The sequence below is a fragment of the Coriobacteriaceae bacterium genome (genome assembly GCA_025992705.1).
Taxonomy (GTDB): domain Bacteria; phylum Actinomycetota; class Coriobacteriia; order Coriobacteriales; family QAMH01; genus QAMH01.
Map to the genome: position 1 here is coordinate 1 of DAJPGJ010000001.1, position 24,631 is coordinate 24,631.

Annotated in this window: 17 protein-coding genes; 1 reads left to right on the forward strand and 16 read right to left on the reverse strand. The window is 60.4% G+C overall.

The features are described 5' to 3' along the window. Nucleotides 1-63: 63 nt before the first annotated feature. A complete protein-coding gene (locus OIM11_00005) occupies nt 64-1,071 on the forward strand; it encodes a GGGtGRT protein (GenBank protein ID HJI99532.1) in 1,008 nt (335 codons plus the stop codon). 84 nt (nt 1,072-1,155) lie between these two features. On the opposite strand, the gene OIM11_00010 is transcribed toward OIM11_00005, so the two are convergent. The 16 genes from OIM11_00010 to OIM11_00085 all read right to left on the reverse strand — a co-directional run bounded on the left by OIM11_00010 (nt 1,156) and on the right by OIM11_00085 (nt 24,578). Continuing rightward, nucleotides 1,156-2,181, reverse strand: a complete 1,026-nt coding sequence (locus tag OIM11_00010; GenBank protein ID HJI99533.1) for an aspartate-semialdehyde dehydrogenase — start codon at nt 2,179-2,181, stop codon at nt 1,156-1,158. A 92-nt stretch (nt 2,182-2,273) separates the two neighbouring features. After that, nucleotides 2,274-2,870, reverse strand: a complete 597-nt coding sequence (locus OIM11_00015) for a CYTH domain-containing protein (protein HJI99534.1) — start codon at nt 2,868-2,870, stop codon at nt 2,274-2,276. 85 nt (nt 2,871-2,955) lie between these two features. Beyond that, the gene (locus OIM11_00020) at nt 2,956-4,158 is read right to left on the reverse strand and encodes an aminoacetone oxidase family FAD-binding enzyme (protein HJI99535.1); all 1,203 of its coding nucleotides are present in this window, start codon (nt 4,156-4,158) and stop codon (nt 2,956-2,958) included. Between the two features lie 22 nt (nt 4,159-4,180). After that, entirely contained in the window at nt 4,181-4,696 is a 516-nt protein-coding gene (locus OIM11_00025; protein ID HJI99536.1) for a signal peptidase I, read from the reverse strand. Nucleotides 4,697-4,768: 72 nt separating this feature from the next. Further along, a complete protein-coding gene (locus OIM11_00030) occupies nt 4,769-5,767 on the reverse strand; it encodes a MucBP domain-containing protein (protein ID HJI99537.1) in 999 nt (332 codons plus the stop codon). Beyond that, nucleotides 5,767-6,558 (reverse strand): hypothetical protein, encoded by a 792-nt coding sequence (locus tag OIM11_00035; protein HJI99538.1) that lies wholly within the window; start codon nt 6,556-6,558, stop codon nt 5,767-5,769. The genes OIM11_00030 and OIM11_00035 overlap by 1 nt, the downstream gene beginning before the upstream one ends. Further along, on the reverse strand, nt 6,555-7,241 hold the full coding sequence (locus OIM11_00040) for a hypothetical protein (protein HJI99539.1): 687 nt from the start codon (nt 7,239-7,241) through the stop codon (nt 6,555-6,557). The genes OIM11_00035 and OIM11_00040 overlap by 4 nt, the downstream gene beginning before the upstream one ends. A gap of 15 nt (nt 7,242-7,256) precedes the next feature. Then, entirely contained in the window at nt 7,257-7,799 is a 543-nt protein-coding gene (locus tag OIM11_00045) for a hypothetical protein (protein ID HJI99540.1), read from the reverse strand. A 26-nt stretch (nt 7,800-7,825) separates the two neighbouring features. Further along, entirely contained in the window at nt 7,826-10,564 is a 2,739-nt protein-coding gene (locus tag OIM11_00050) for a hypothetical protein (GenBank protein ID HJI99541.1), read from the reverse strand. 92 nt (nt 10,565-10,656) lie between these two features. Beyond that, nucleotides 10,657-11,355, reverse strand: coding sequence for an N-acetylmuramoyl-L-alanine amidase (locus OIM11_00055; GenBank protein HJI99542.1), 699 nt, complete (start codon nt 11,353-11,355; stop codon nt 10,657-10,659). A 12-nt stretch (nt 11,356-11,367) separates the two neighbouring features. Further along, entirely contained in the window at nt 11,368-12,747 is a 1,380-nt protein-coding gene (locus OIM11_00060; protein ID HJI99543.1) for an O-antigen ligase family protein, read from the reverse strand. 1 nt (nt 12,748) lies between these two features. After that, nucleotides 12,749-17,296: a 2-hydroxyacyl-CoA dehydratase gene (locus OIM11_00065; GenBank protein ID HJI99544.1), complete on the reverse strand. Its 4,548-nt coding sequence runs from the start codon at nt 17,294-17,296 to the stop codon at nt 12,749-12,751. Nucleotides 17,297-17,322: 26 nt separating this feature from the next. Next, complete coding sequence (locus tag OIM11_00070) at nt 17,323-18,687, reverse strand: PFL family protein (protein HJI99545.1); 1,365 nt, start codon at nt 18,685-18,687, stop codon at nt 17,323-17,325. A 72-nt stretch (nt 18,688-18,759) separates the two neighbouring features. Beyond that, the gene (locus OIM11_00075; protein ID HJI99546.1) at nt 18,760-19,407 is read right to left on the reverse strand and encodes a hypothetical protein; all 648 of its coding nucleotides are present in this window, start codon (nt 19,405-19,407) and stop codon (nt 18,760-18,762) included. 243 nt (nt 19,408-19,650) lie between these two features. Continuing rightward, complete coding sequence (purH, locus tag OIM11_00080; protein HJI99547.1) at nt 19,651-21,252, reverse strand: bifunctional phosphoribosylaminoimidazolecarboxamide formyltransferase/IMP cyclohydrolase; 1,602 nt, start codon at nt 21,250-21,252, stop codon at nt 19,651-19,653. 29 nt (nt 21,253-21,281) lie between these two features. After that, nucleotides 21,282-24,578: a M28 family peptidase gene (locus OIM11_00085; GenBank protein ID HJI99548.1), complete on the reverse strand. Its 3,297-nt coding sequence runs from the start codon at nt 24,576-24,578 to the stop codon at nt 21,282-21,284. Nucleotides 24,579-24,631 lie beyond the last annotated feature (53 nt).

The window sequence follows — 24,631 nt, forward strand, 5'->3', positions numbered from 1 at the left end:
ACGGGCAGCTACGGTCGATTTGACGAAGCGGCCAAGGTCATCGATCCGAGGAAGGAGTAGACCATGGCAGAGTTCGAGAACATGGACCATAGGCTCGACAAGATCAACGCAACGCTTAAGGAATACGGCATGGGCTCTCTCGACGATGCCGAGAAGGTATGCAAGGAAGCCGGCATGGATCCGCTCCCCTACGACATCGTCAAGAGCGTACAGCCCATCTGCTTCGAGGATGCCGCCTGGGCATATACGGCTGGTGCCGCCATCGCCATCAAGAAGGGCGTCAAAAGCGCTTCCGAGGCAGCCAGTGCCATCGGTATCGGCCTGCAGGCCTTCACCACGCCAGGCTCCGTCGCCGACGATCGCAAGGTCGGCCTCGGCCATGGCAACCTCGGCGCAATGCTCCTGCGCGACGAGACCGAGTGCTTCGCCTTCCTGGCGGGCCACGAGAGCTTCGCCGCGGCAGAGGGTGCCATCGGCATCGTGAAGAACGCCAACAAGGCACGCAAGAAGCCGCTACGCGTCATCCTCAACGGCCTCGGCAAGGATGCCGCCCAGATCATCAGCCGCATCAACGGTTTCACCTATGTGCAAACGCAGTTCGACTACGCCACGGGCGAGCTCAAGGTCGTCAACGAGACCCGCTACTCCGCAGGCGAGCGCGGCGACGTGCACTGCTATGGCGCCGATGACGTGCGCGAGGGCGTCGCCATCATGCACCATGAGGGCGTGGACATCTCCATCACGGGCAACTCCACCAACCCCACGCGCTTCCAGCATCCCGTCGCGGGCACTTACAAGAAGGAGTGCATCGAGCTGGGCAAGGACTATTTCTCAGTCGCGAGCGGCGGCGGCACGGGCCGTACGCTGCATCCGGACAACATGGCCGCCGGCCCCGCCTCCTACGGCATGACCGACACCATGGGTCGCATGCACTCCGATGCGCAATTTGCCGGTTCCTCGAGCGTCCCGGCGCACGTCGAGATGATGGGCTTCATCGGCATGGGCAACAATCCCATGGTCGGCGCAACCGTCGCCGTAGCCGTTGCCACCAACGCAGCCATCAACGGCTAGCTCCCTGGCACATATGCACACATGCAAGGAGGCGGGTCATATGACCCGCCTCCTTCTTCTTTAATTGATGATTTGCGAAGGCCCCTACGGGAGCAGCTCCTCGGCAATCTGGACGGCGTTGAGCGCCGCGCCCTTGCGAATCTGATCCATGACGAGCCAGAAAGCGAGACCACCCTCGACCGTGGGATCCTGGCGAATACGACCAACGAAGACGTCATCAGTGCCTTGCAGCAGGCCAGGCATGGGGTACACGTTGGCACCCGGATCATCCATGACCGTTACACTCGCGGCAGCCTCAAGTGCATCGCGGGCTTCATCAGGCGTGACCGGCTTGTTAAGCTCAACGTTCACGCTTTCCGCATGGCAGCGCAGCACGGGGATGCGCACGGCCGTCGAAGCGACCTTGATGCCCGCATCGCCAAAGATCTTGGCGGTCTCGACGACCATCTTCCACTCTTCCTTGGTGTAGGCATCATCCATGAACACGTCAATGTGAGGGATGACGTTAAACGCGATCTGGTCGGAAAACGCCTCGATGGTGAGCTCCTCGTCATCGAGGAACTGACGCGTCTGGTCGTAGAGCTCGTTCATGGCCTTGAGACCGGCACCGCTGGCAGCCTGGTAGGTGCTCACGACGACGCGTTTGATGCCACCGGCGAGATCGTAAAGCGGCTTGAGCGCAACGACCATCTCGATCGTCGAGCAGTTGGGGTTGGCGATGACGCCCGAGTGCCACTCGAGATCCTTCGCATTGACCTCGGGCACGACGAGGGGGACGTCATCGTCGGTGCGAAATGCGCTTGAGTTGTCGATCATGACGCAGCCCGCATCGACCACGGCCTGACGATACGCCTTGGAGGTGTCACCGCCGCAGGCGAAAAGCGCGATGTCGACGCCCTCGAAACTTGCCGGCGTCATCTCCTCGACCACGAGTTCGCCATCGTTGAACGGCACCGTGCTGCCAGCAGAGCGCGCAGATGCGAGCGCCTTGACTTTCGCAGCCGGGAAATTGCGCTGTTCGAGCACCTTGAGCATCTCGCGGCCAACGACGCCCGTTGCGCCAGCCACAGCGACAACAGGCTGTGCGGGCATGGGTTTGTTCCAAGTCATGTTCGTTCCTCTCAGGATTTCATATGAAGTGCAGACAATGATAGCGCAAGAGCGCCGCGAAAATGAGACAGTTGCTCAGAGCACTATCTCATTTACAGCGCCATGGCACGAGCGAGCTTGGAGAGAGGCTGCGTTTCGAGCCCGAAGCGCTCTTGCATCCGGGTTGCGCATGCGTGAAACGCTTCCTCCGAGCCGCTCAGGTGCTCAAGCTCCATCTCGTGAATGGGTGCCGTGCGACCTTGCCGGCGCATTTCTCCTGTGTCGATAGCGAGCGCTGCCGTGAAGTCATCACATGCGAGCACATATTCACGTCGTGTGAAATCGGTCTCGCACGTTGGCTGCGGCTTTGCCGCAAGCAACATCTCGCAGACATCGGCTGGCGCTCCCACCTCGGGCAGGCGCCTCAAGCCATCAACGATATCCCGTGCGTTGACCTCGAACTCCTGTCGTGCCTTGCACGCACCACTTGCCTGCGCAGCAAGCTTGAGGCAGCACACGGACTCGTCATTCTCCTGACGTATGCGCAAACCACCACGCATGCGGCGCACGTCCTCGGCTACGGTATCGTAGTAGATCGCACGCATGCGCAACATGCATGGTTCACCCAGCATCGGGGCAAGCTCATCATCGCCGAGCAGCTCCGCGAGCACATCCTCGTCAGGCAGCTCCCACTTGTACTCGATCTCCATAAACCCTCCCTCGCGATGAGACACATGGGACAGGTACATCTGTCTCACTGCATGCAGTGAGACAGATGTACCTGTCCCATGTGTCTCATTTCGCAGCTGCGGTGCCGGCCGCGATGCCGCTTGCCCAAGCCCAATGCAAGTTGAAGCCACCGCAGCGACCGTCCACGTCAATGGTCTCGCCTGCGGCGTAAATGCCCGGCTTGAGGCGCGACTCGAGCGTGAGCGAGTCGAACTCCCAGGGCGAAGCACCACCGCGCGTCACCTGCGCCTGATTGGTCTCTGCAAGCCCCGTCACGCGCACGCGAAAGTCCTTTGCCGTCGCCGCAATCTTGGGCAGCGTCTTGGCTGTCGCCGGCTCGGAAGGCTTGAAACCCGCCATGCGCACAACGGCATCGTTTACACGTGTGTGAAAGCATCCGCACATGAGCTCGGTGAAGTTGGGCGTGCGGCCAAAGAGCTCGTTGATGCTCGTGGAAAGCGATGCGTACTTCGCCGTAAAGTAGTTGACACACTGGCTCGGACTCAGCTGTGGCAGGAAATCGAGGCTCAGGATGCCGCCTGCACCGATCTCGCGCGACATGTCGAAGATGACGATGCCAGACAAACCGTAGTCGCGAAACAGCACCTCACCATAGCTCACGATACGCGGCTCGGCTGCCTCCTCGTCCACGTAGCCGCTCACACGTACGCGAGCCCGCACGCCTGCCAGGCCCTTGAGCGGTTTGGTGTCGGTCTTGAGGGGGCAGAGCACCGGGGAAAACGGCTCCACCGTATGTCCCAAAGCCGAGAGCAGATCCGTGCCGCCACCCGTCGCGATGACGACGGCATCGGCATCGAACGTGCTCTTGTTTGCGCATGTGAGGCGATATCCAGGCTTCGCCGCGGCGATCTCGGTAACTTCCTGGCCGTTGCGCACGTCGACGTTATTCCACTTGCAGGCATCGCGCAGCACGTCGAGCACGGTGTTGGCGGTGTTCGAAAACGGATAGATGCGACCCTGGTCCTCCTCGGTGACAAGCAGACCAAGTTCGCCGAAGAAGCCGAGCACACGTGAGCTGGGATATGCCTCGAGCAAGGGCATGACAGCAGCGCCATTGTAGTAATCGGTGAGCTGAATATTGGCGTTGGTCATGTTGCAGCGGCCGTTGCCCGTCTTGAGGATCTTCTGCCCCACGCGCTTGCCGGCCTCGACAATCGTTACCCGTGCGCCTGCACGGGCAGCGGAAATCGCCGCAACCAAACCGGCGGCTCCGCCTCCGACCACGACGACTCGCTTCTTGTTGCCCATGAAACGCTCCTTTTCGCCTTATCTAGGCGCGTCGCCTTATCCTGTCGGCAGCAATGCACAGTAGCAAGCCTACGACGATGAGCAATGCGATGGAGACTTTCCCAACGGGCGTCGAGACAGCCACCGCGAGATAGCCAAGCAGCGGAATGCTGAAGATAACCTTGCCGACCACCTGGCCGTACGAAACGGTAATTGGATCGGATTGCTCGTTGGCATCGCCCTTGGTCACGAGCTCCCACTCGGCCAAATCGTTCTCGACAACGCGATGGGTCACGGGAACGTTGGAATCTTGCGCGTCAACATAGGTGATGACGTCTCCCGCCACAAGATCTTGCGGATCGACACGCTCGACGCAGACCAGACTACCCACGGGAATCTCGGGTTCCATGGATTGCGTGGCGATGCAGAACATGTTTACGCCGGCAACAGCGGGAATGACCAGAAACGCGCTGAGCGCCAATGCAACCACGATGATAAGCGTACCGACGACAGACAGGATACGTGCCGAAACCGGCCTCTTCTTGCTATGCTTGCCCAATGATCCTCCTATAGCAACGGGCCCGCATCATGCGGACCCGTATAATCATACCTGCTTTCGGCTCGAATCGTCTTAGAAGTCTTCTTTCCTGCGGTTGCGTCGCCAGAGCACGAAGGCCACAACCAACAGAACGACAGCGCCAGCAATGAGGGCGATGGATACCCAGTTATTCCAGGCAGACGATGCGGCGTTGGCCTGCGCGATGTCGTCAGCAGAGCTCAACGGCGTCTCATCATCGGTGATGGTCAAGCTCTCGATCGGCGCACTCAAGGGCGTGCCGTCTTCCGTCATGACCTCGGTACCGTCAGGAGCAACGACGCTCTGGGCGCTCTCGGCCGTGCCCGCAGTCACGGCTGCCGCCGGAAGAGACGTTGCCGGGCTCGGGGTGAGCGCCACGCGATCGCCCGTTGGGGTGACCACGTCGATGGTGCCGTCACCGTTCTGCTCGGTCGTATAACCCGTGGCAAGGCGAGCGTACGTGAACGTGATGACGTTCTGGTCGGGATCTCCGGTAAGTGCGAGCGTTGCCGTATATGCATTGGGCACGTAGTTCTCGAAATACGGGGCAGCCGTTGCCGGCGTGTCGCCGATGTCGCCCATGAACTTCTGAGAAGCGGCGAGCTCGTTGCCCGCGGCATCGACATAGCGCACCGTATACTCAACGCGATCGGCCAAGACACCGTACGCGATGACATAATCGGCATCCTCGGTCACCGTAACAGTGCCACTGAGCTTGCCGTTAGCGTCAACGTCTGCGACGTACACAACATCCTTCACGTTATCGAGACCGGCTGGACGTGCGCCCTTCGCATAGTACTTGCCATCGGTAACAGTAATGTTGGCTTGCCCCAAATCGACGGTGTCGCCATAGTGCACGCCAGTCCACTCGACCATGTCCTGGCCGTTGACCGTACCGCGATTTCCGCCATACAGGCGAATGGTGTACGTGGTATCGTCGGGCGCCGCAAAGGCGGCTGCGGGAAGTCCCATGCACAACGCAAGCAAAAGCGTCAGGACGACGCCAAACAGAGCAGCGCCAAGATGTCGCATCGTATGTTTTGCAGCAGTCATTACTTGCCACCTTCTTTCCTTGTGCTCGAACGCCTGCGAATGGCAACCCATGCCACGAGGGCGATAATCACTGCGGCAACCGGAAGACCGAACTTCACCATATCGCCAGTGCTGGGAAGCCTGGAGCCGCCGGTGGCCTTATTCGCGGGGGTGCTGGATTTGTCCTGGGTCACCATCTTGCCGCCGGGAACCTCCGCGGCGAACTCGAGTCGGAGCTTTGCCTCGGTATCGAAATAGCTGTTGCCATGAGACTCGGGGTCAAGCGCCACGTAGAGCGTGACCTGACCCTGGCCATGCGCCGGAAGATTGTCGAGGAAGAACCATTCGCCCGTTGCCGTGGTCGCGTCAAACAGGCCCTCGGAATCGGCACCTTCGCCGGAAACGGTCTCGTTGCCGATGATTGTCTCGGTCTTGCCACCAGGCCCCGTATAGCTGAGCCTATAGGTGTAGGAGCCGCCCTTTGCGAGCTCGGTCTCCATGGACTCGAGAACCGAGTTCTTCATGTACCAGCTTGCCTCCTCACTGCAATCGTTGAGGAGTTTCACGTCGAAGGTCGCGGAATCACCCGGCTGCATGCCGGAAAGCGTCTTGTTGATGTCCGCCGTGCCGTCAGATGTCATGGAGCTGCCCGTGAAGGTCACGGTCCAGCCATCCGTCACCGCCCATGCCGTGGAGGGAAGTCCCGCAAACGCCGCGCACCCGATGATGACGGCAAACGCCACTGCGGCAGCGGCGCACGTCACGCGCGCAACGAAACCTGTCCCGTTGGTCATGTCTCGCGTGGCACTCACTCGCTAGCTCCCTCGTTCCAGCCAAGGCCCAGGGCCTTGACGTCAACACCCCAGGCGCTCTTGGCGGCATCGACGGCATAGCTGGTCTGCACAGAATCGACCTGCGCCGAAAGCGCGACGCGCACGCTCGCATCGTCGCCCAGCAGGTCAATCACGCTGGGGTCAATCATGATGGCGCTCACCGCGGGGCTGGCGGCACTCGCATTCGGATCAAGCACATGCTTGTAATAGAAGACGAGGCGCTCGTCCGTGCATTCGTCCTCGTTCAAAACCCAGTCCTCGCTCGCAGAGACGAGCTCGATGAGCGCGGGATCTATTGCAGGCACCTTGGAACCATCTGCCGTCTCCCAGTACTTGCGCACCGTGAGACGCACGTACTCGCCCATGTCGGTATCGTTCTTGACCGAGAGGGCCTCGGCATATTCCTTACCCGGAACCAGCTGGTCATCACCGGCGAGCAGCTGGCCAAGCAGGGCATCCTTGCCCTCGACGACGGTGCCGTTTTCGGTCAGGTTCACGCCCAGATGCGTCTGCGCGATGCCCGCGACGTATTGCTCACTAAAATACGCGAGCTGCGCGCGCGAGGATTGAACGACCCCGACAACGCCCAGGCCAAACAAGACCAGTGCGCCGATCACCATGAATGCGAGGGTACGGGAAGAGATCTTCTTAGCGTTTTCCATGATTATCCTCCCGTCCTAGAGATTACTCGCGGCGCCGACGGGGGCGAAAGTGCCCTCTGTGAGCGAGATCACGCTATCGCCAAACTTCGCGCAAAGCGCGCCGTCCTCGTAATAGGCGACACCGTGTTGCTGGAATACGGCAATGTCAAAGCTGCTGGGCGCGTCATCGCTTGGCTTGACGTTGACGTCCAGGCGCTCCGTCGTGGCACCCGCCATGAGCGGTTGCGCGTAGTAAATCCATCCGTCATCCGAATTCAGGACGACCCAATTGCTCGAAGTCGATCCCACCGACACCGAGGCGAACTCCTCCGAAGGATAGACAGCCTTGAAGCGGACCACCACGGGAACACCCCCCGTGTTCTTGATGGCGATATCCTTGTTCATGCCATCGAACTCCTCCTCGATCTCCGTGCCAGGAGAAGTCGCGAAGGGCACCGAACCCGAGGCGTTCGACGTATCCGTGTAATACGCAAGGGAAACGCCAACTGTCGTCAGGGCAAACAGGCAGATTGCCAGACCGGCGACTGCAATGCGCTTGGTAAGGTAACTGCTTTTCATGAGGAACCTCCTTTCGTCCCCGTGGGTTAGTCGGTCACCGGCTCGCCGTCTTTGTAGCGCTGCCAGGTAATCTTTCCATCCTTGTCAATTACCTTCTTGTAGGAATTGACGATGGCGTTCTCGTAAGTGTTCTGATCGTCAAACGCATTGCTAAAGCTCACGGTAAACTCTCCGCCAACACCAGCGGTGACATGCACGTGCTTGCGGGCGATATCCACGACTTTCATGTTCGTAGCCGAAAGCTCCTCAATGGCGTAGTAGCCCTCGTCCAGACCGGTGAGCTCGGTGCTCTGCACGCCGTTGGCGGTCAGGTGCATCGCAAGCGTGCCTTTCCAGGTGGCGTTCTGGGCGTTACCGCTCCTCACAAACGCCACGCAATCCGCTTCGGTGTCGAACCTGTACACGTTGAAGGCGACGTTTGCCTCATCGTACTTGCCAAAGTCAAAGCCCTCGAGATTCTTGGTCACGGTGAGCTTGCTGCCCGCAGGCGCGTTGGTAAACGTCACAGCGAACTCGCCATTACCGGACTCGTCTAGGACAAGCTCGCCATAGACGCCCGTGGCCGTCTTGTCCGTTGCGCCGCTGGGCGCAAGCAAACTGGAGACGGGCGTGTTACCGGTGTTCACGATCGTGTCCTGAGTTGCCTGCCCAAAGCCAAGATCCTTGCCCGTATCGACCGCATAGCCTTGCAGGCTGTAGGTCTTGGCGACAGCGCCCTCGAGAAGCTCGTTGACGATGATGGCACCCGGCTCGCCCTCGACATGCTTATAGGGAACGTCCGTGAAGGTGATGTACTGGCCGGCCTTGAGCTCGATTCCCGTCACCTTGTTCTGAACCACGTCATATGTCTTCGAGCTAACCTCCTTGCCGTCACTCTTGTTGTAAACAGTGCCGGTAATGGATGCGGGCTCGGTATTCGTTCCGATGTAATGCTCCGGAGTTGCCCACTCGGGCGAAATAATCATCTCGAAATCGAACGTGGCATCGGGATCATCGGCACCTTCGAGCATCTTGGAGATGGTGACCTTTGTCTTGCCATCGACCGGTGTCTCCTGCGAAGGCGGAGTCACCTGCCTGTTCGTGACGGTCACGGTCGTCAGGCCATTGGCGCCCAGAATGCCGGTGGCCGTACCCAGGGCACTTGAGTCATGATGCGCATCCCCGTCCTTGGTGACGGCACACGTGCCCTTGTCGGCACTGACAGTGCCAAACTTATATGAGGCAGCGGGCTGCTCCTCCGTGCCTTCCTTTGCCTTGTAGGAAAGCTCCTTGATGATGTACGTGCCTTCTTTGTCGTCAAGGGCAAAGGGCATATCCGCAAACTCGATGCTCTCGCCCGCGTGCAGGCTGAAGGTAATCGCATGATTCTCGTCGAAGACGTACTCCGATGTCACCGTGTTTCCGGCGGCATCGACAAGCTTGCCGGAGACCTTGCGATCCTTATACGACACGTCTTCCCCGAATCCGGGCGAAGCGATGAGCTCGAAATTGAAGACGGCTGTGGGGTCATCATTTGCGTCATCTGCAGACTTCTCGACGCTCTTGGTAACCTTCAGCGGTCTCGGGTCGAGCACCTTCTTGTTGGTGAAGACGACCTCGGTAGCGTGGGTTATGTACTCTTCGCCATATTGATACCATGACCAATTAGGCGTCACTTCTTTGTGATCTTTATCGTAATAAAACTGAACCTTACTGCAGAGTGCAACGAATTTGCCATCTACAACATAGCCACCGCCCTTATCAGTCTCTCCGGCACTAGTATTCGGCTCATCGACGACATTTCCATCAAAATCGTAGTAGACCCAGCCATTTTGATTAATGTTGAAATACCAATTTGTAGTCGCCGGATCAGTATCGTTGTTGAAATATATATCGCTGTAATAGTCATCCGAACTGCAGTTCGGATCAGCAATTTCATTACCATTCACGTCAAAGAACGCATATTTATAATCGTAATCGTCTTTACTGCAATTAGGTTCATTCACCACATTGCCATCATCATCGTAATACGTGTAGAGATATTCCTTGTACTCGTCATAAGCGGTCTTGCCAGTGGTGCCCGTGCCCTCAATCGTGCCTTTTGCAGCATCGGGATGCACCTCGACTCCCGAAAAGTCGTAGCCGGCCTTAGCAGCGGCACTGTCGTAACCGATGAGCTCCTTCACGATGAAGTTGCTATCCTTTTTATTGCCATGTTTATCGTAGGCATCATCATAGGCAAATGGCATGTTCTCGAAGAGGATGCGCTGGCCGGCCTTGAGCGAGAATCTAACTGTATGGTCCTTGATGCCAAGAGTCACCATGCCCAGAACGGGATTGCCATAATCGTCTATCGCGTCTGTTACGGCCGTCATGCCATTGATCGTAGCAGCTTCCGAAGCGCTACCGGCATCAACGGCGGCGGGCGTAAGGATGGCCTTTCCGGCGTCATCATAGGTGACGTCGTAGACAACACCCTCGACTGACGTGACCTTGGAGCCTTTAGTGTCCTTGTCAATCTGGTTAAGCTCGTCATTGACGTACTCGGGCGAGACGGTCAGCTCGAAATCGAACAGCGTGTCGCCCGAGGACTCCGTCCCCGGCTCGAGCTGTTTCTCGACGGACACCGGCTTTAGGACGGGATTGTAGCTGCCACCCTCATAGCCGTTGGCTATTGCGGCAAATGCTATGGCAACACCCACCAAAACGGCCATGATCGCCACTATTGCCATGGGGACGAACTTCCGCCTGGAAGCTCCCTGCGCCTCGACGTTTGCACTACTCATACGCCACAACCTCCTCGTCTCACGAAGGTCTTCTCTCTCAGTCGTTTTCCCCGCTCAAGGAGGAAATAGCGACAGTAATTCCAAGATAGCTATTATAAGCGAGCGTTGACCTCACGGGCAAGGGCGGGGAGTTTACCGTTGAGATACGGACCGGGACATATCGTATCCGGATTGAACATGCGATGGGTCGTCAACGTGCCCCTCTCATCACCCGTGTAAGTGAACTCGGTGATGTCGTTGCGCTTGCAGATGTCGACGCAGAGCTCGACGAGCGCATCGTAGGCGGCATCGCTCACGTGCCAATCCCCGTCCGCCTCGTCGTTGGCCACCTCAATGGTGATAGCACGCTCGTCGTTCTCCCGGTCGCTCGAGGTCCAGGCCCGGTTCTTCTCCTCGACGTAAAGGGCCACGTTACCATCGCTGTCTATGGCATAGTTGGAGGATGCGCGCCGGTCACGGTCAGAAAAGCGGCTACCCAGCTCCTCGAGGGAAAGGTCACCGGCCATGTGGTGGATCGTGATCTTCGTGATGTCGTCATCGCGTGGGAAATCCGCGTTGGGACTCAACATCACGTAATCGGTGAGCGGACTGTTATCAGCGATGACCTGCGCCTGTTCCTCCTGCGTCAGCACACGATCAACGTTGTCGGGCAGGGAGCTGTATTCGACAATGCAGAGAACAGCCACGGCAATGACAAGGACGACAAAGCTGGCGAGCAGCAAGCGCGCGGCACGCCATGGATGCTCTGGGGCACCTGGGGCGGCAGCATCGTGTCTCACATCGTCTCCCATGGCTCCACCTCCCTAGATTCCCAGCGCGTAGCAGAGGGCAAGAGCGGCAAACCCCAGGGCAAAGGCCCCGGCAAGAATCTTGACCGGTGCGCCGCACAGGCACGCCCCTGTCTCTCGCGGGGAGCCTGCCGTCACCATCATTAGACCGGTGATCGCCGGGAAGAAGAAGCTCGTATCGAACATGTTGTGGACAAAGAAGGCGATGAAGCCACCACGTTGCTCGGGATTGCGGCGCTTGAGAAAGAAGCGCACGACGATGACCAGCAACATGAGCGCCGCTATGAGGCCAAGCTCCACGGAGATGTGCAGCAGACTGTTGTGGATATGCCAAGTGTTAAAGTACGTGTCGCCGTCCGCCATGTTCAGCATGCGCCACTGGTAGGGGCCGACGCCGAAGAGCGGATTGACGGACAGATAGCCAAAGCCGTTGCCCATCATCTCGAGGCGCTCAACGAAGGTTGCCGGCGCACTGCCGCGAATGCATGCGGCGGCGACGGCAAGGAGAGGCCCCAGGATGGCGAGGGGCACCGTAAGGTGCATATGCGCCCGCAGGTAGTCGTCGAGGCGGGGCCAAAACGCCACGAGCACGACGAGGTAGGCGAGCGTGACGACGTTGAAGAGCGGCAGATCGCCCCAGGACGGCGCAAGGTACAGACATAGGCCCGTCCCCACCCCAATCGCGAGCTTGACGACCATGACGGCGGCATCGGCTCCCACCGCGCCCCAGGTCCGATCGCGCTTGCCGTAGAGTAGCATCGCGATGGCACCGATGACGAGGGCGCCAAAGCTGCCGAGCGAAAGCGTGAGGGCAAGGGCCACGAGAATGATGGGCTCACCGTGGCGCAAGACACGATCGGGCGTTTCATCGGACTTGAGGGCACGCAGGGCAAACCAGGCAATCACCAGGAAGATGCCCTCGGCGTTCGCACCGGAAAGCGGCCAGTTCAGCCGGGATACCACGCCACCGAACGCATTGCAGGCAAAGAGCACGATGGCGACAGCACCCGCCACGATGGCCCAGGCTACGCATCCCCGACGCATGAGGAATGTCTCTTCATCACCCATACTGGCTATGGCCAGGTAGATTGCGAGGAAAACCGCCTCCACGCATACGTAGCCCTCGGTCAGGGTCCCGTAGGTGACAAAGGTCGCGATGGCACCTATGACGATATAGATGACGAGCGGTATGAAGATCCACAGGTCAAGCTTCATGCTGCGCTTCGTGAGAATGGCGACGCAGAGCATCGCGCCGAGTGCGCATACGAACATGGCGTTTCCGACGCCGGTGAACGACAGTGCGACGATGGCCAACAGCATGCAGATGGCCACGCAGTTGTCGCTCACGAACTGGGCAACGTCGAAGCGCGGGGTGTCTGCGGACTTCGCGCCCACCCTAGGCCCTCGCAGCGTCTTCCTCGATACGCTCCATGACCTGTGCGGCTTGCTCCTCGGCCTGCTCCTTCTGGTTGTTGAACGCAACGGCGATCATGAGCTTGATGCGGTTGAGCTGGTTGACCTCGCTCGCACCCGGATCGTAGTCCACGGCCACGATGTTGCTCTGCGGATACTGGCGGCGCATCTCCTTGATGACCGCCTTGCCCACGACGTGGTTGGGCAGGCACGCGAAGGGCTGACAGCACACGATGTTGGGCGTGCCCTCCTTCACGAGCTCGACCATCTCGCCCGTGAGCAGCCATCCCTCGCCCATGGTGTTGCCCAGGTCGATGATGTCGCTTGCGCCCTGTGCGATGTCCTCGATATGCATGATGGGCTCGAAGCGCTCGGAGGCGGCCAGGGCCTTGCGCACCGGATCGCGCAGCTTCTCGAAGAACGCGACGACGCCCTTGGCGCCCACGTACTTCTTGAGGTTGGGCGTGAGCTCCTGGTGTCTGAACGCCGGATTGAGCATGCCGAAGAGGAAGAAGTCGACGAGGCCGGGCACGTTTGCCTCGCAGCCCTCCTCCTCGATGATCTGCACGATCTGGTTGTTTGCCGTGGGGTGGAACTTCACGAGAATCTCGCCGACGACGCCCACGCGCGGTTTGCTGCCGAAGTTCTCGCAGGGCAGCGTATCGAAGTCGTGCACGATTTCCTTGATGACGCGTTTGACATCCTTCCACTTGAAGTCGCACACGTTTTCCTTGAGGTAATCCATCCACTTGCGGAAGAGCTTGTCGGTACTGCCCGGAACCTCCTCGTAGGGACGCACGCGATACAGGCACATCATGAGCAAATCGCCCAGGATGAGCGCCGGCACAGCCGTCTTGAGCATCGTGGGAGTGACCTCGAAGCCGGAGTTGCGCTCGCCCGTGTCATTGAACGACAGCGAGATGACCGGTACGTGGTCAAGCCCCGCCTCGTGCAGGCCCTTGCGGATGAGCGAGATGTAGTTGGTCGCGCGGCAACCGCCACCGGTCTGCGTGATGATGAAAGCCGTCTTGTCCATGTCGTACTTGCCGCTGGTGGCCGCTTCCATGATCTGGCCGGTGACGAGGATGGATGGATAGCAGATATCGTTGTTCACGTACTTGAGGCCCGCATCCACGGCCGACGGATCCACGCTCGGCAGCAGCTCCATGTTATAGCCGTAGTGATGGAAGATGGGCACGAGCAGCTCGAAGTGGATGGGCGACATCTGCGGGGCGAGAATCTTGTAGCCCGCATCCTGCATCTCCTTCGTGTACTCGGCGCGCGGGAACTCGGTCGATGCCGCGTCGCGATTGGGCGTGAAGTCGAAGTCGATGCCGCATTCGCTCGGCAGCTCGGGCTCGACGTCGACGGAGGTCGCGTCGCCCCTGTCCGTGTGCAGTGTCTCGACGGAGCTCGCCGCGATGTCGACGGCAGCCGAGCTCTTGCCGGGTTGCACGGGCATCTCGCGCAGTTCCTCCTGCTGGCGCAGCGCGGCCATGAGCGAGCGAATGCGGATGCGTGCCGCACCCAGGTTCGAGACCTCGTCAATCTTGATGACGGTGTAGACCTTGCCGCTTCCCTCGATGATCTCCTGTACCTCGTCGGTGGTGAGCGCATCAAGGCCGCAGCCAAAGGAGTTCATCTGCACGAGATCCAGATCGCTTCGCTGGGTCACGACCTTGGCCGCGTTGTAGAGGCGCGTGTGATACATCCACTGGTCGTATACGCGCAAGTTGCGCTGCAGCTCGCCCAGATGCGCCACGGAATCCTCCGTGAGCACGGCCATGCCATAGCCGCAGATGAGCTCGGGCAGCGAGTGGTTGATCTCGGGGTCGATGTGATAGGGACGGCCCGCCAGCACGATGCCGTGACCGTTGTTCTCCTCGATCCAGCGCAACGTCTCCTCGCCCTTGGCGCGCATGGTCGACTTGAAGTCGAGATCTGCTTGCCAGGCAAGGTCGATGGCATCCGAGATCTCGACACGCGTGGGCCACTGCATGGCCAGCACATCGACGCCTTGTGCCTTGAGGTCTTCCTTGCGCCTCTTCACGAGATGCTCGAAAAGGCGCTTCTTGAGAGCCTTCTTGTCGTCGTAGGGAATGAACGGGTTGAGGAATTGCGTGCGGCTGTCTTCGAGCTCGTCGATGTTGAGCTTGAGCGCCTCGGAATAGCTCATGACGATGGGGCAGTTGTAGTGGTTGTTCGCGCCCTCGTCCTCCTGACGCTCCCAGCGGATGCAGGGCATCCAGATGAAGTCCACGTCCTTGTCGAGCAGGTCCATGATGTGCCCGTGCGAGAGCTTGGCCGGATAGCAGGCGTTCTCGGAGGGCATGGACTCGATACCAGCCTCGTAGGTCTTCTTCGTGGAGGGGTCCGAGAGCACGACGCGGTAGCCCAGATGCGTGAAGAAGCTGTGCCAGAACGGGTAGTTCTCGTACATGTTGAGCGCACGCGGAATGCCCACGGTGCCATATTTGGCGGCTTCCTCGACAAGCGGTTCGCGGTCGAAGAGCAGCTTGTCCTTGTACGCGAAGAGATTGGGCACTTCCTTGGCCGGCTTCTTGATGCCGGCGCCGCGCTCGCAACGGTTGCCCGTGATGAAGCGGCGATGCTTGCCCGTCTCCTCGTCGATGCCGAAGTCGTTGATGGTGAGCAGGCAGTTGTTCTCGCAGCGTCCGCAGCGCACCGCCGTGTGCTTGATATCGAGCTCGTCGATTTGCTCGGGGCGCAGTAGCGTCGACTTCGCCCCCGTCGCGCGATCGCGTGCCAGCAGCGCGGCACCCCAGGCGCCCATGTTGCCGGCGATGTCGGGACGAATCGCATCGTGCTCGCTCAGGTTCTCGAACGCGCGCAAGACGGCGTCGTTGAGGAAGGTACCGCCCTGGACGACCGCATGCTCACCCAGCTCGGAGGCATCGCGCAGCTTGATGACTTTGAACAGCGCGTTCTTGATGACGGAGTACGACAGGCCCGCCGAGATGTCGGCCGGCGTCGCACCCTCCTTCTGCGCCTGCTTGACGCGGGAGTTCATGAAGACCGTGCAGCGGCTGCCCAGATCGACGGGGGCCTCGGCCTTGAGCGCCTCGGCGGCGAACTCCTCGATGGGCATGTTGAGCGAGGTCGCAAAGGCCTCGATGAAGGAGCCGCAGCCTGCCGAACAGGCCTCGTTGAGCATGATGTGCTCGATGACGCCCTCCTTGACGTGCATGCACTTCATGTCCTGGCCGCCGATATCGAGGATGAAGTCGACGTCGGGGCAGAGCTCGCGCGCGCCACGCAAGTGCGCGACCGTCTCGATCTCACCGGAGTCGGCCTGGATGGCCTCGAGCAGAAGCGCCTCGCCATAGCCCGTCGTGGTGGCATGCCCGATGGTCACAAGCGGGTTGCCCTCCGCATCGCGTGGAATCTGGTCGAAGAGATCACCGAGCATGGCGCGAGCCGCGCCGAGCACATCGCCCTTGTTGTTGACGTAGTAGCTATAGAGAATCTCACCCTTCTCGCCCACGAGCACCGACTTGAGTGTCGTGGAGCCGGCATCTATGCCGAGATACGCCACGCCGCGATAATCGGCAAGGCTCGCCTTGGGAACGGTCGCCTTGGCATGACGCTTCTTGAACGCCTCGTAATCCCTCTCGTTCGCGAAGAGCGGCTCGAGGCGCTGGACCTCGCTGCCCTGAATGCTGCCGAGCTTGCTCATGCGATCCTTGAGCTCGGCGAGGCTCACGATGTCATCATTGGCCTCGGAGGCAAACGCCGCACCGCGCGCGACGAAGAGGTGCGATTCCTCCGGGATGATCGTCGTCTCGTCGGTGAGCTCGAGCGTTTCGATGAAGCGCTGGCGAAGCTGTGGCAGATAATGCAGCGGGCCACCCAGGAAGGCGACGTTGCCCCGAATGGGGCGACCGCAGGCCAAACCCGAGATAGTCTGCATGACGACGGCCTGAAAGATCGACGCGGCGATATCCTCACGCTTGGCGCCCTCGTTGAGCAACGGCTGTACGTCGGTCTTGGCAAACACGCCGCAACGCGATGCGATCGGGTAGATGATGTTGTGCTCCTTGGCCATCTCGTCCAGGCCGGAGGCGTCGGTATTGAGCAGGGCGGCCATCTGGTCGATGAACGCGCCCGTGCCACCGGCGCAGGTGCCGTTCATGCGCTGCTCGATGCCGCCATCGAAGTAGATAATCTTCGCATCCTCGCCGCCGAGCTCGATGGCAACGTCGGTGGCGGGGATAATGCGTTCGATGGCCGTCTTGTTGGCGATGACCTCCTGCACGAAGGGCACGCCCAGCCAATTGGCGAGCAGCAGGCCGCCCGAACCGGTGATGGTGATGGTCGCCTGGCCATCGCCCACTGCCTCGAGCGCCTCGTCGATGATTTCGACGATGGTTGCGCGCACGTCGGAATGGTGGCGACGATACACGCTGAAGACGATTTCGTCGTTCGGGTCGAGCACGAGCAGCTTGACCGTCGTCGAACCTACGTCAACGCCAATCCTGAGCGTGTCCTGCTTGCTGTCCTGGGTACTCATATGCGTCTCCTCAGGCGTATGGACGACTAGTTCTTGAGCGAGTTTATGGGCGCGGGAATACGTCCTCCGCGGTGCGCGAACACCGTCCCGGCATGGGTGTTGACCGGCATGACAGGCGCCTCGCCGAGCAGGCCGCCAAAGTGCAGGGTATCGCCGGCCGCCTTGCCGATAGCCGGAATCACGCGCACGGCGGTGGTCTTCGTGTTGATCATGCCGATGGCAGCCTCGTCGGCGATGATGCCGGCGATTGCCTCGACGGTCGTATCACCGGGAATCGCGATCATGTCGAGCCCCACGGAGCATACGCAGGTCATGGCCTCGAGCTTCTCGATGGAAAGCACCCCATCCTCGGCCGCCTTGATCATGCCCGCATCTTCGCTAACGGGAATGAAGGCACCGGATAGGCCACCGACACTCGAGCTCGCCATGACACCGCCCTTCTTGACGGCATCGTTGAGCAGTGCAAGTGCGGCTGTCGTACCCGGACCGCCTACCTGCCCAACGCCGATGGTCTCGAGAATCTGCGCCACCGAATCGCCGCGGGCAGGCGTGGGGGCAAGCGACAAGTCAAGGATGCCCTTCTCGTAACCCAGACGCTTGGCCGCCTCGCGCGCGATGAGCTCACCGGCGCGGGTAATCTTGAAGGTCGTCGCCTTGATGGCCTCGGCAACCTCGGTCATCGAGGCGTCCTTGGGCAGGTCCTCGAGCACGGCGTTGACGACGCCCGGCCCGCTGACTCCGACGTTGATGACCTCGCCGGCCTCGCCACTGCCGTGCATGGCGCCGGCCATGAAGGGATTGTCCTCGACCATGTTGCAGAAGACGACGAGCTTGGCGCAGGCGATCGAGTCGCGGTCGGCCGTGACCTCGGCGCACTCGCGGATGATCTGCGCCATGCGCAACACCGCGTCCATGTTGATGCCGGCGCGAGTCGAGCCGATGTTGACGCTCGAGCAGACGATATCGGTGCTCGACAGGGCATGCGGAATGCTGTTGATGAGACGGCGGTCGCTATCGCTCATGCCCTTTTGCACGAGCGCGGAGAATCCGCCGATAAAGTTGACGCCGACTTCCTTGCCGGCACGATCGAGTGCGGCGGCGATGGGCGTGAGGTCTTCGGCCGTCGTCGCACCGCAAATCTCGGCGATGGGCGTAACCGCGATGCGCTTGTGGATGATGGGGATGCCGAACTCGCGTTCGAGCTGCTCGGCGCAGGGTACGAGGTCCTTGGCTGCCGTCGTGAGACGGTCGTAGACGCGCTGCGCCATGACGTCGATGTCCTCGTGCACGCATCCGCGCAAGGAGAGTCCCAGCGTAATGGTGCGGATATCGAGATGCTGCTGCGTCACCATCGAAAGTGCTTCGACAACCTGCTTCGGTTCTATAGCCACGGGCGCTCCTTTTGCCTACTAACTACTTTGAGACACGGACAATCACGAGCCTATGATTGTATCTCAATGCCTCTATTTATTCAGGCTCCAGAGCTTATCGAAGCATTCGGAGAGCTTGGTGACGACAGAGCCGGTCGTGCCCTCCACGGGGACGATGCCGAACTCGTCGCTTACGGCAAAGACGTCCGCGCTTTCGCCGAACTCAAGCTCGTCCTGGGTAAGGGTGTAACCAAGCGTCTTTGCGAGATCGCGGACAAAGGTGTCAGCGGCATGGTTGGATGACGCTTCCGTGTAGAGCTCGTCACCCTTAGCAACCCATAGCGTACCGGGCACGTCGCCTGCATCGAGCATCGCACGGGTGAATTGCGGAGTTGGGCTCAGTTCCTCGAGCCGCACGTCAACCATACCCTCGGGATCGACGGTAAGGACGATGACACCATCGGGCATTTCATAGAGCTTGTTATCGCGCACCCACTCCAGGCGCGAGCGTACCCATGCCTGAACCGCAGGGCCCACATTGAATGCGGCAAGCGAGCGCAGGCGACGCTCATAGAGATGAATGGTCTTGTTGGTATAGCGCCAACGAAACTCGAGCATGGAGGACGGCAGGTTTTGCGCGCGCCATTCCTCCTCGCTGATGCCTTCGCTTTCTGCCACGTCTGCAACGGTCTCGGGCTTCGAATTCCCGACTTTGTTATATGGAATCGCCTCTTCGGCCATGTACGCTCCCCAAATGAGACAAATGGACAGGGACGCTGTCTCATTTTTACATCCCTGTGCATATTTTTTTTCGATTGTGTGAGAGCAAGCGAATTCACATGCACGTTTTTTGCGATTATGTGAAGGTGATTGCGTCTACCGCTTCACAAAATCGCAACTTTCTTGCACAGCGGGCCAGCTGGTCTCACAGAGACAGCGTGCCTGGCACGCTGTCTCATATCCTGGTCAATGCAATAGAACTGTCTAATGCCTGAAGTGACGGTGCCCCGTGAAGACCATCGGTATACCGGCCTCGTCGGCACACTCGATGGAGAGATCGTCGCGAATCGAGCCGCCCGGCTGGATGAGCGCCGTGACGCCAGCATCGCGCAGGACCTCAAGCGTGTCGGGGAAGGGCAGGAACGCGTCACTCGCGGCAACGGCGCCCTTGGCCTCATCGCCCGCCTGCTCGACGGCGATGCGCGCGGAATTCACGCGGTTGGGTTGGCCGCCGCCAATGCCCACGGTGCGAGTACCCTTGGTCAGAATGACCGCGTTGGACTTCACGCACTTGCAGCACTTCCAGGCAAAGAGCATGGCGTCCATCTGCTCGTCAGTCGGCTTTGTCGTGGTGGGACACGAAAACTCCGTGTAGTCCTCGCTAACCGTGTCGACGGTCTGCATGACGACGCCACCCTCGACCGCACGAATGTCCGGATCCCCGCCCGGGGGATTGATGCCGCCGGTACGCAGAATGCGGGCGTTTTCCTTCTGGGAGAAGATCTTCAATGCTCCCTCGTCGTAATCGGGAGCGATGACAACCTCGATGAACTGCTTGTTGACCTCGACGATTTCACGGGCAACGTCCTCGGTAACCGTCTGGTTGAAGGCCATGACGCCACCGAAGGCGCTCACGGTGTCGCACGCCCATGCATCCTTGTAGGCTTCCAGCATGGTTTTTCCGCTGGCGATGCCGCACGGCGTGAGATGCTTGATGATGACGCAGGTGGGCACGCCCATGTCGAACTCGCGCACGGAAGCCCACGCGGCATCGGTGTCGAGGTAATTGTTGTAGCTGAGCTCCTTGCCCTGCAGCTGCTCGGCCGCAGCGAGGGTGTGCTCGTCGGCCTCAGGGGCAGGACCAGGAACGCCCACGCGCTTGCGCTTGTAGAACGCAGCGTGCTGGTGGGGATTTTCGCCGTAGCGAAGATCGGCCTCCTTGTGAAGGACGACGCGCTCGTCCTCCCAGAACGGACCCTCCTCGACCAGCTCGTTGTGCAGCCAGGAGTAGATGGCGTTGTCATAGGCACTCGTGAGGCGGAAGACCTCGAGGGCAAGATCCTTACGGGTCTTGAGGGTAGTCGCGCCATCGTTGTTCCTCATCTCGAACAGGATGGCATCGTACATGGCCGGATTGGTGACGACCGTCACGGAAGCGTGGTTCTTGGCAGCGCTGCGCAACATGGAGGGACCACCAATGTCAATATGCTCGACGGCGTCCTGATAATCCACATCGGGCTTGGCAATGGTCGCCTCGAAGGCATAGAGGTTAACAACCACCATGTCGATCATGCCGATGCCGTTATCCTCGGCGTCTTTCATATGGGAGGCAAGGTCACGACGCGCGAGCAAACCACCATGCACCTTGGGATGCAGGGTCTTCACGCGGCCGTCCATCATCTCGGGAAAACCCGTGAGCTCGTCGATGGCAACGACGGGAATGCCCGCCTGCTCGAGCACCTTGGCAGTGCCACCCGTGCTCACGATCTCGACGCCAAACTCATCGACGAGGGCACGCGCGAAATCCTCGATACCCGATTTATCGGTGAGTGAGATAATAGCGCGCTTGATTTTTGGATCCGACATGAAAGCCCCTTTCCTTTTGACCGTACCTTCTAGGAGTTCTCGATAACCTTGAGAAGCAGACGAGTCATGTACTCGAGCTTGTCCTCTTCGACAATATTGGCGGTGTCCTCGGCCGTATGCCAATCCACGGGGGCGACACCGTTATCGGCAAAGCCCATGACGGTGAGGGCACGCATGCCGGCGATCATGGCCGGTGTTGCATCGGTATTGCGCCACTCAAGACTCTTTGCCTTCATCTCGGTGCCGCGCACCTCCTTGGAGGCCTTCTTGACGAGGCTCATGAGGCGACGGTCGGCGCGACGGGGCTTGCCCGTGCCCTCGACGTCGATGTAGGAAATGGTGCCAGCGCCCACGGCCTCGAGGTTGATGATGAGCGAGCCGCGCAACTCGGAAGAATGCAAGTCAAGGAAGTTCTTCATGCCCTGGGCACCAGCGCCGGAGGCACCGAGCGCGACGAACCAGACCTCCTTGTCGAGCAGGTCGTTTTCGGTCATGGACACGACGGACTCGCGAATCTGGGCCGCGCGCTGACGCACGGCGTCATAGGCGCTTTCGGCCTCTTCCTCGAAGTAGCCGCCGCCCTTCCATCCGTAATCGTCCTCGTCGCTCCAGGGGTCCGCGCCACCTGTATCATAGTCTTCGGCACCGTTCTTGTTCTTGCGGTTGAACAGGCCGCCCACCTTGTCGACCGCATTGCGGAAACGAGACTCGGGGATGTTGATCTCGGTCGTCTGTCCGGCAGCCATGAAGCTGTCGAGGGCAGCGTCATCGGCAATCACGCTGTTGTCGGCCGTGTCGGCAAAATCGCCGGCATCAATCACGGGCATCGCGCCCGAAAGGGCGGGGAAAGAGCCGGTGAGTGACGGGAACGAGGACGTATTGGCAGCAGGAACGACCGTCTCGCTCGTCTGCCTGTAGGCTGCGGAGTAGCCGCTCGTGCGCTGGCGTGGCGCGGGGCGCGAGCTACGCTCGCTCGAGGCGGCCTCGTCCTTGGGCGCAAAGGGATCGTAGTCGGGCGTGGCCTGCGGAGTATCCTCGAAGGTGGAGCTGACCGGCGCCTCTTGGCGGTTCTCCCCCAGGTGGATATCACGATTGTGCGTGGCACGCGTCGGCACGAATTGTTGCGTGACGTGACGCGCCGTCGGCTTCTTGCGCTGCGCCTTGGCCGTAGCGGGAATCACGGACTCGATTGCCGGAGCGACCTCGACAACTTCCTCTTCGACGGCCATATCCTCGAAGTCGGCCTGCCCCTCTCCGGAGTCGACGACGGGGATGCTTTGCAGCTCGGGGCGCGATGCGCGAGCGGCAAGGCTCTCGTGCGCCATCTTGCGCTCCTCGCGCTCCTTGTCGTCCGACGAGCCGATGTTGGGAATGCGCGAGGTCAGCTGCTGCTTGCGCGGGGCATCGGCCTTCTCCTCGGTACTTGCCTCGGTCTTGACCTCGACGCGCGTGAACAGGCCGCTCGCATCCGGACTCAACTCGTCGAGCTGGTCATCCGGGATGTCGAGATTGATGGCGGTTGCAACGGCCTCGACGATCTCTGCCGCCTGCTCCTCGTGCTGCTCGGCAGCGGCTTCCTCGGCCTGGGCCGTCTCGACGACCTCGGCCATCACGGCATCGACGACCTCTTCGGTCACCGGATGCTCGGCATCGAAAATCTCTTCGGTCTCGGGCTCAGCCTCTGCCTGCTGCACGCGTGCCCCGCCCGTGGCGGCAGGCGCATCGGCAAAACGCGAGCGATACGAAAGCACAGGCGCATCTTCGTCTTGAGGCGCGGCAACGGCCTTCTTCTCGAGATCCTTGGCGGCCTTCTCCTTGGCGGCGGCATACCACGAGGGCACGGGGCGCGCGACCTGCGGGCCCTCGTCGTGCGAGCGTGTCGGCGTCTCGATGGGCGCGTAGACGGGGGCCGGAGCGGGAGGCTCCTCCTCGACTACCTCTTCTGCGGCGACCTCGACAGCCTGCGGGGCATCCGCGGTTTGCGCCTCGACCTCAATGGGTTCCTCGCCAGCCTGTGTAGCCTCGGCCGCAATCTCGGCCTCGAGCTCGAGCTCGGCCTCGTCATGATGCTCGTCGTCGTTGCCCATGTACTCGGCAAAAATCACGGCATCGTCAAGGCGCTCGACCGGCTTCTTGTTTGCCTGGTCGATTTCCTCGTCAAGCGTGAAGTCGATATCGGGGACCTGCATATCGGAAATCGCGCCCGGCTTTGCCGGCACGACCTCGGCATCCTCCTGCTCGAACTCGACATCATCGAGCGAGAAGGCGTCAGTCGAGACGGTATCGAGGTGCAGCTCCTCGGCAGCCGTATCGGCCAGGACATCGAGCTGCTCTTCGGGCGTGAGCGCGGGGAAGGCAACCGTCGCATCGGCGCGCACGCCGTCGTCGTCATAGGTGACCTCGACGCCCTCGGGGATGAGGCCCTCGGCGTATGCCTCCTCGGCACTGTGCATGACAGGCTCATCACCGCCGGTAGAAGGTGCGAAGGAGTCGACCGGGCCCATCGCGCCATCGTCTTCCTCCTCCTCGACAAGCCCGAACCTGAAGGAGTGATCCCTCATGTAGCGCTCGCGCTCATCGGGATTAACGAGCAGACGGGCAACGGACAGGAGCACCGCGATGGACGATGCGTTGTCATTGCCGCCCGAAATGTAGGGCGTGAAGCGGCTTGCAACGATGCAGGCAGCCGCAGCCAGCACGTAAACGCTCGCGATGAGCGAGATGACCCAGAGAACCGTATCGATGACCTCGGGCCAGGGAAGCGGCAGCAGCCTGATGAAAAGCACGGCGACAAGACCGACCATGCAATAGAAGATGATCTTGTGCAGCAGCGGTGCATGACCGATGAGCTGGGGCGATGCCTCAGGCTGAGCACGCACGGTATCGACATGCGCGGCGATGATGATCTTCTTGCGACGGCGCGAGTCGTGGGCCATGCTTGCGGGCACGTACTTTGCCACGACGTTCTGAGAGACGCCGCTTGCGCGCATCTTGGAGAGAATGGGATTGTTGTTGTTCTCGGTGAAGTAGATGAAGAGGCCGGCGGCCACGAGGATGAGGCCAATGATGAACATGCTGAGCGAGATGCCGGGCACGAAGATGCCAATGCCGGAGATGACCGTACCGAGGGCAGACGCAACATACGCGAGAACATAGGGCCAACGCACGCCTGACGGTGTCGCGAACTCGTCGACACTCACGTCGAGGCCATCATCGGATAGCTCCTGGGCGATGTAGAGCGACGCCTGGTGCTCTTCCTCCGTGCTGACTGGTCGCGGGCCAATCTGGTCGGCCAGTACGTTTACATATTCCATGAGATCAGCCATATGGCTCTCCTCCAGTTACTGCATCTGCGTTTAATTGGTCTATTTTATCGTAA